Raw genomic sequence first — 6,428 nt, 5'->3', positions numbered from 1 at the left:
TCCCTGCAACCACCCCAAACCAAACCAGCTAGCCCGTATATTCACAAGACCAAAACCCCCACCACCCCCCAACCACGACCCAAACACCACCCCCCACCCCCCACCGCCCCACCACCCCCGCACCCACCCCCACCAGCGCAAACACCCCCACCCAACCACCGCCGCCCCACCCACCCCCACCCAACCGGACGACCGGATTCACCCCCCACCCAGTCCCCAGCACAACCACGAAAGCGTCGCCCGCACGAGTCCCCGGCACACCCCACGGACGACGCTCCAATCCCCGCTCACATGGAGCCTTCCGGCCCGCACAGCCGGCCACTCCACCCCAAAGAGGCCACGGAACCTCCGCGGGACAAGACCCGTTGCCCCATCCCCCGCCATGATGATTTCGTCATGTACCGTGAAAGCATGACCGAGCAGAGCATCTACCGGCACCTGCGCGAGTTCCGCGACGCTTTCGACAAGCCCGACCCACTCACGTGGCCGGAGATCAGCCACGGACAGCTGCTGATGATGATGAGCCCCAAAAAGCAGCATCAGCTCGTCGCCCACCGCCTCCGCGTCCAGCTGGAGCCCCAACTCGGCGAAGATCTCGTACTCATGCTCGAAACAGACATGGAAGATGCCTCACTCGGCATCCTGCGCATCCCCGACCTGGTCGTCATCGACGAGGAAGAAGCAACAGCCGAAAGCGACACCATCGACCCCCGCCGCTCACACCTCGTGATCGAAGTCGTCTCCCGCTCCAACCCCGACAACGACTACCAGGGCAAACTCCGCGACTACCCGGCAATGGGCGTCCCGCACTACCTCATCGTCGACCCCCGCGACGGCACCGCCGTCCACCACTGGGCAGCCTCCACCCGCGCCGGAACGCCCGCCTACGACAACCGGCAGCACTACACCTTCGGAGAAACCGTCACCATCCGCGACTGGAAGATCGGCACAGAAACCCTCCCCCTCTACAGCCCGGAAACCGGCCTGTGACCGACACCGGGCAACTCGTCCGCACCTGGCGCACACAACGCGGGCTCTCCCAAGCACACCTGGCACAGCTCGCCGGCACCGGCCAGGCAGCCATCTCCCGCATCGAATCAGGCCGCGACCAGCCCACCCTCACACTCCTCGAACGCATCGCCCACGCCCTCGACTGTCAACTCACCATCACCTTCCACCCCAGCCACACCACCCCAGACTGACACCCACACCCACCCAGCCGACCAGCCCACACCACGCACAGCCCGCACCACAAGCCCACCCCAGACGCAGCCCACAGCCCCAACCCCCGCCACCCAGAACAGAGTTGCCCTGCACCTGGCACCCCTCATCACAGAGATACGCGGCGGTCCGGACTCCCTGCACCCCCGGCGACTCCTTGCAGTACGTCGGAGGTCCGGTGCCTGGCTGTGTCAGTCTCTATCGAGAGCTTGCTCTGCTTCCGATTACTGTGAGTATCTGCCAGGACGGCCTCGGGTAGCCTTTTGTGTTGCGGTGCCGGGATCGATGTCTAGATGCCGTAGCCGCGCGCGGACCCTCTCCCACCGCTCAGCGGGCAACTTCCATCCGATCGCTGGTCCCGTGTCGCTTGCGGAGAAATAGACTCCTGATGCCGTAGGCCCCCAGATCTCTGCGGAGATGGCCGACGGCTCTCGGCCGCTTCGACCACCTTCGCGGGCGGCGTACGGGCGCAGGCCGCGGGCGGTGTCTTTCTCCTCCGCCGCGCCGTCCGACCGGGCTTCGGCGGCGGCTGTACGGCGGGCGTCGGCGGCCGCAGTGTCCGCGATCACGGTGTGCTGGGCCGTACGAGCCGCCTCGGCGTCCCGGAACAGAGCGTCGACCCCGTCCTCGGCCTCCTGCACCTGGGGTACCACGTCCTGTGCCTCGGCGCCGACGGCCTCCTGGAGGGCCTGAAGTCCCGCAGCCTCCTCAGGGTGCCGACGGCGCGCTGCGCGCTCGGTGTCCAGCGCCGCCTCCTCGTCCTCGGCGGCGGCGGTAAGACGGTCGGCGGCGGCCTCGGTCTGTCGGGCGTGTTCGCGACGGCGGGCGGTGAGTTCACGTACCGCCGCCTCAACGGCGCGGGGGGGCGCTCTCGACGGCGTCTGCGGATCGAGACCGATGGCGTGCTCGGCCGCGGTGCGGGGCAGGGCGCGCTCGGCGACCGAGCAGGCGGCCACGGACTCGTCGTACGTCGCCCGGGAGGCGTCGGCGGTGTCACGGGTGGCGCGCAGCCTCCCCAGGGAGTTCACGCGATCTCCCTCGACGACCCACGACGGCGCCTGCGGCCACCGAGTGGAGGGGGTCCGGCCGCCGAGCGGTCGATGAATCGGCCCCGCGCCCTGGGACAGAGGCAGACCGGTGGCGAGGTTCGCGCAGGCGATGATCTCCGCGGTGATGGAGACGGCCGTCTCCTCGGGCGTGCGGACGCCGAGGTCGAGGCCGATCGGGGAGCGCAGGCGGGCGAGTTGGTCCTCGGGCACACCGGCTTCGCGCAGAAGGCGCCGGCGTTCGTCATGGGTACGGCGGGAGCCCATCGCGCCGACGTAGGCGACGGGCAGGTCGAGGGCCGTACGCAGCAGCGGGATGTCGAACCTGGCGTCGTGGGTGCGTACACAGACGGCGGTACGAGCGTCCACCTCGGTGCGTTTCAGGTAACGGTGTGGCCAGTCGACGACCTCGTTGGCGTACGGGAAGCGGTCCTCGGTGGCGAAGACGGGGCGGGCGTCGCACGCGGTGACCTGGTGGCCCAGGAAGGCGCCAGCCCGGCAGAGGGCGGCGGCGAAGTCGACAGCGCCGAAGAGGCGCATGCGGGGGCGGGTGGCGTGGACGTGGACGAGGACGGACAGTGGTTCGGGGCAGGTGTCCGCGCCGCCGATCTCGACGCGGGCGGTGCGCCCGGCCCGCAGCAGGGCCCGCGCCTTCTCGGCCACCAGCCTGTCGGTCTGTCCGCGGTCCAGGGTCCCGAAGGTCACCCCGCCGTCGCGGAGCACGCTCAGGATCGCGCCGAGAAGACCGGCGGGTCCGTCCACGACCTGGGCGACGGCCGTGGGCCTGCCCTGGACGACGTCGGCCAAGGCCGCGGCCAGGTAAGGCCGCGCGGTGGGGTCGATGCGCTGGACGAGGACATCGAGTTCGCCGCCGCAGGTCAGGCCCACGGCGAAAGCGTCGTCGTCGGAGTAGCCGAACCAGGCGCGCTGCGGGGCACCCTCGTCCCTGAGTACCTGTTGGCACAGCTCGTAGACCGCGCCTTCGACGCAGCCGCCCGAGATGCTGCCGACCGCGTTGCCGTCCTCGTCCACCGCGACCGACGTCCCCACAGGAAGGGGTGTACTGCCTTGGACGTCGACGACGGTGGCCAGGGAGAAGGGGCGTGCTTCGCGGCACCAGCGGTGCAGTGTGTCCGCGATGTTCAACATGGGCCTGTTTCCGTGGGGGTGTTGAAGAGCCGCCACCGCGCTCGACGGGGGACGGGTACGGCGGCGGCCCCGGGGAAGTCCGACAGCCGGACGGGGGACCGACTACCGGACGAGTGTGGCGTGCGCCGGGCGGCTGGGCCGCTCCCCAGGGGGTCCGGGGCACTCGGCTCACAGCAAGGACTCGGCGGTGATGGGCAGTTCGCGGATGCAGCGGCCGCTGGCGTTGAAGACAGCGTTGGCGATGGCGGGCGCCACCCCGACCTGGACGATCTCTCCGAGCCCCTTGACGCCGAGCGGGTCGGCCTCCATGTCCTCGCCGTCCAGGTAGATCGCCTTGAGGTCGGGGATGTCGGCGTTGACCGGCACGAGGTAGTCGGCGAGGCTGGGGTTCACGATCCGGCCGTCACGGTGATCGGTGACCGTGTGCTCCAGCAGGGCCTGGCCGATGCCGCCGACCATGCCTTCGAGAGCTTGGCTGTCGGCGAACTTGGGGCTGATGATCCGGCCCGCGTCGTACACGCCGACCATCCGCCGCACTCGTACCAGTCCCAGCGTGGCGTCGACGCCCACCTCGGCGAAGACCGCGCCGTGGGCGTAGAGGGAGCGCCACTCGGGCTCCGGCGCCCCACCGTAGTCGCCGAGGGCTTCGAGGTGGGTGCGGTTGTTGCGAGCCAGCAGCCGTTGGTACGTCTAGCCGTGGGCCGGGGTGCCCTGCGCGTGCAGCCGACCGTTGCGCACCACCACATCAGTGGCAGGCACGCCATACAGCGAGGACTCCTCGTCTTCCACGGCCAGCGTGATCGCCTGCTGCCGGACCTGGTTGCAGCCGTCGAGGGTGGCGGAGCCGACGCTGGCCATGGTCGTCGAGCCGCCTTGCGGCGGGGTCGTCGGGTAAAGCGAGTCGCCGCGCCGGAAGTCGACCGCGCGCACTGCCAGCCCCAGCGCGTCGGCGGCGACCTGGGTCTGGGAGGTGCAGGTGCCCGGGCCCATGTCGCTGGCGGCCGCCTCGACCACGGCGGTGCCGTCCGCGCCGAGACGGACACGGGCCCCGGCCTGGTGGCGCTGCGTTTCGTAGACGCCGGTGGCCATGCTCGTGCCGATCAGCCAGCCCCGTCACGCCGCGAGCGCGGCCTGGGGCTGCGTCGGTCCCAGCCGAACTCGCGGGCGCTCACGGTGTAGCACTCGCGCAGTCGGCAGGTGGACCAGAGCAGTCCGTTCAACTCGTCCGCGGCGGGTTCGTTGCGCTGGCGCAGCTCGATCCGGTCGATGCCGATCCGGTTACGCACCGATCGACACTCCGACGACGTTGGCGAGCATGGCACGGCCCGCGGCGAAGCGTGCTGTCACCGCAGCCACGCGTCCTCGAGGCGCTCTCGCAGCACGTCCGAAGCCGTGATCGATCGACTGCCCGGCCGGCATCCGCTGGTTGACTTCCGCTCGCGCGGAGAGCACCAACGGCCTGACGGCTGCCTGCCGGAATGGCTCTCCCCTCGCCTTCCACCCTCGTGTCCCGACCACTAAAATAGGGCTATTTATCGATCACCGTCACGGAAGTGACACATTTTTGTCGCGGGAGCAGCACGCGCTCACCCCGGGCCTACGCTGTGCCGGTGACCAGTGCCGATGTCGCCGCCGGACCCGCCGCCGAGAGCGGTCCCGAGCCGCGTACCCAGTCCCTGATGCTGACCTTCTTCGGCGCTCACGTGCTGGGGCGGCCCATCGCCGTCTCTTCGGGCAGCATGATCGCTGCGCTCGGGAGGTTGGGCAGTACGGAGGAGGCGGTGCGGACCACCTTGAACCGGATGGTCAAACGCGGTCTGCTGGAGCGTCGTCGCCAGGGCCGGAAGACGTACTTCGGGCTGACGCCGCACGCCGTCCAAGTGCTGACGGACGGCAGGGACCGGATCTGGCGCACCGGCGCGGTGAACCGGGACTGGGACGGCCGGTGGACGATGGTGGGCTTCTCGCTGCCCGAGGCATGGAGCCGCGAGCGGCACGATCTGCGTTCCCGACTGATCTGGGCGGGCTTCGGCCCCCTGCAGAACGGCCTGTGGGTGGCCCCGGCGCGCGTCGACGTCCGTGAGATGGTGGCGGGTCTCGGCCTGGAACCGTATCTGCGGGTGTTCCGGTCAGAGGTGGAGTCCCCGACCGATGTCCGTGAGGTGCTGGAGCAGGCCTTCGACGTGCCGGCCATCGGTGCACGGTACCGGGCGTTCCTGGAGCGCTGGGACCGCACCGACCCGCTTCCTGCAGCGGTCTCCGGCGACGAACTCGCAGGCCAGCTCCTGCTGCACACCGACTGGCTGGACCTGGTGCGACGTGACCCGCATCTGCCCGCCGAGCACCTTCCGGGGGACTGGCCCGCTGCTCAGGCGGAGACCGTCTTCCGTGGTCTGGCCAGCCGCTGGGAACGCCCGGCCGCGCGCGCGGCCGCCCGACTGCTCGACACTCTGACGCTGGACTGATCCGCACCCCGGCCCCGCGCACCCAGACGCGGACCCGCCCGTCTCATTACTGGGCAGTCTGTTGACGGCAATCAAAAAAGAGCCATACATTCGCAGCGCTCTTCCAGCTCGCTCCCCCACTCGGTCCCCCCCGACTCGCGGAGCCGCCGCCATGCCCCGACCCCGTTTCTCGACCCTCGCCGCCGCCTGTGCAACCGCCCTCGCGACTGCCCTGATCGGGCCGGCGACCGGCGCCCACGCCACAACCGCCGACCACTACTCCGGCACTCGGTCCTCAGCGACCTGGGCACCTGCGGAGGACTGCGGGCCGACGAGCACGGCCGGGTGCAACGGCCCTACGGCAGCACGATCGCCGGCCTGTACGCCACCGGCAACACCGCGGCGAACGTGTTCGGGCGAAGCTATCCCGGCCCGGGAGCGACGATCGGCCAGGGCCTGGTGTACGGCCACATAGCGGCCCGGCACGCCGCCTCCGCCCCCTCCGCCGACCTGGCTCATCAGCCCAAGGCCTCCGGGAAGCGTATTGATTGAACGGCGAAGCAAGGAT

4 protein-coding genes and 2 pseudogenes are annotated in these 6,428 nt (G+C 70.1%); 4 read left to right on the top strand and 2 right to left on the bottom strand.

The window, feature by feature from the left end:
* Window positions 1-411: 411 nt before the first annotated feature.
* Together ACZ69M_RS34740 and ACZ69M_RS34735 are read left to right on the top strand one after the other, a co-directional pair.
* Window positions 412-990, top strand: coding sequence for a Uma2 family endonuclease (locus ACZ69M_RS34740; RefSeq protein WP_470056186.1), 579 nt, complete (start codon window positions 412-414; stop codon window positions 988-990).
* Window positions 987-1,202: a helix-turn-helix domain-containing protein gene (locus tag ACZ69M_RS34735; RefSeq protein WP_470056184.1), complete on the top strand. Its 216-nt coding sequence runs from the start codon at window positions 987-989 to the stop codon at window positions 1,200-1,202. Before ACZ69M_RS34740 ends, ACZ69M_RS34735 begins: the two co-directional genes overlap by 4 nt.
* A 1,089-nt stretch (window positions 1,203-2,291) precedes the next feature.
* On the opposite strand, the pseudogene ACZ69M_RS34730 reads toward ACZ69M_RS34735, so the two are convergent.
* A pseudogene (locus ACZ69M_RS34730) lies at window positions 2,292-3,416 on the bottom strand (XdhC family protein); the annotation flags it as partial.
* 168 nt (window positions 3,417-3,584) lie between these two features.
* A pseudogene (locus ACZ69M_RS34725) lies at window positions 3,585-4,696 on the bottom strand (xanthine dehydrogenase family protein molybdopterin-binding subunit); the annotation flags it as partial.
* 324 nt (window positions 4,697-5,020) lie between these two features.
* Between ACZ69M_RS34725 and ACZ69M_RS34720 the strand changes: the two are divergent.
* Window positions 5,021-5,881 carry a PaaX family transcriptional regulator gene (locus ACZ69M_RS34720; RefSeq protein WP_470056182.1) on the top strand — a complete coding sequence of 287 codons (861 nt, stop codon included), beginning with the start codon at window positions 5,021-5,023 and terminating at the stop codon, window positions 5,879-5,881.
* A 45-nt stretch (window positions 5,882-5,926) separates the two neighbouring features.
* Window positions 5,927-6,412 carry an FAD-binding protein gene (locus ACZ69M_RS34715; RefSeq protein WP_470056214.1) on the top strand — a complete coding sequence of 162 codons (486 nt, stop codon included), beginning with the start codon at window positions 5,927-5,929 and terminating at the stop codon, window positions 6,410-6,412.
* Window positions 6,413-6,428 lie beyond the last annotated feature (16 nt).

The sequence above is a fragment of the Streptomyces sp. NPDC107454 genome, assembly GCF_055582885.1.
This window is presented reverse-complemented; position numbering and strand designations above follow the sequence as displayed.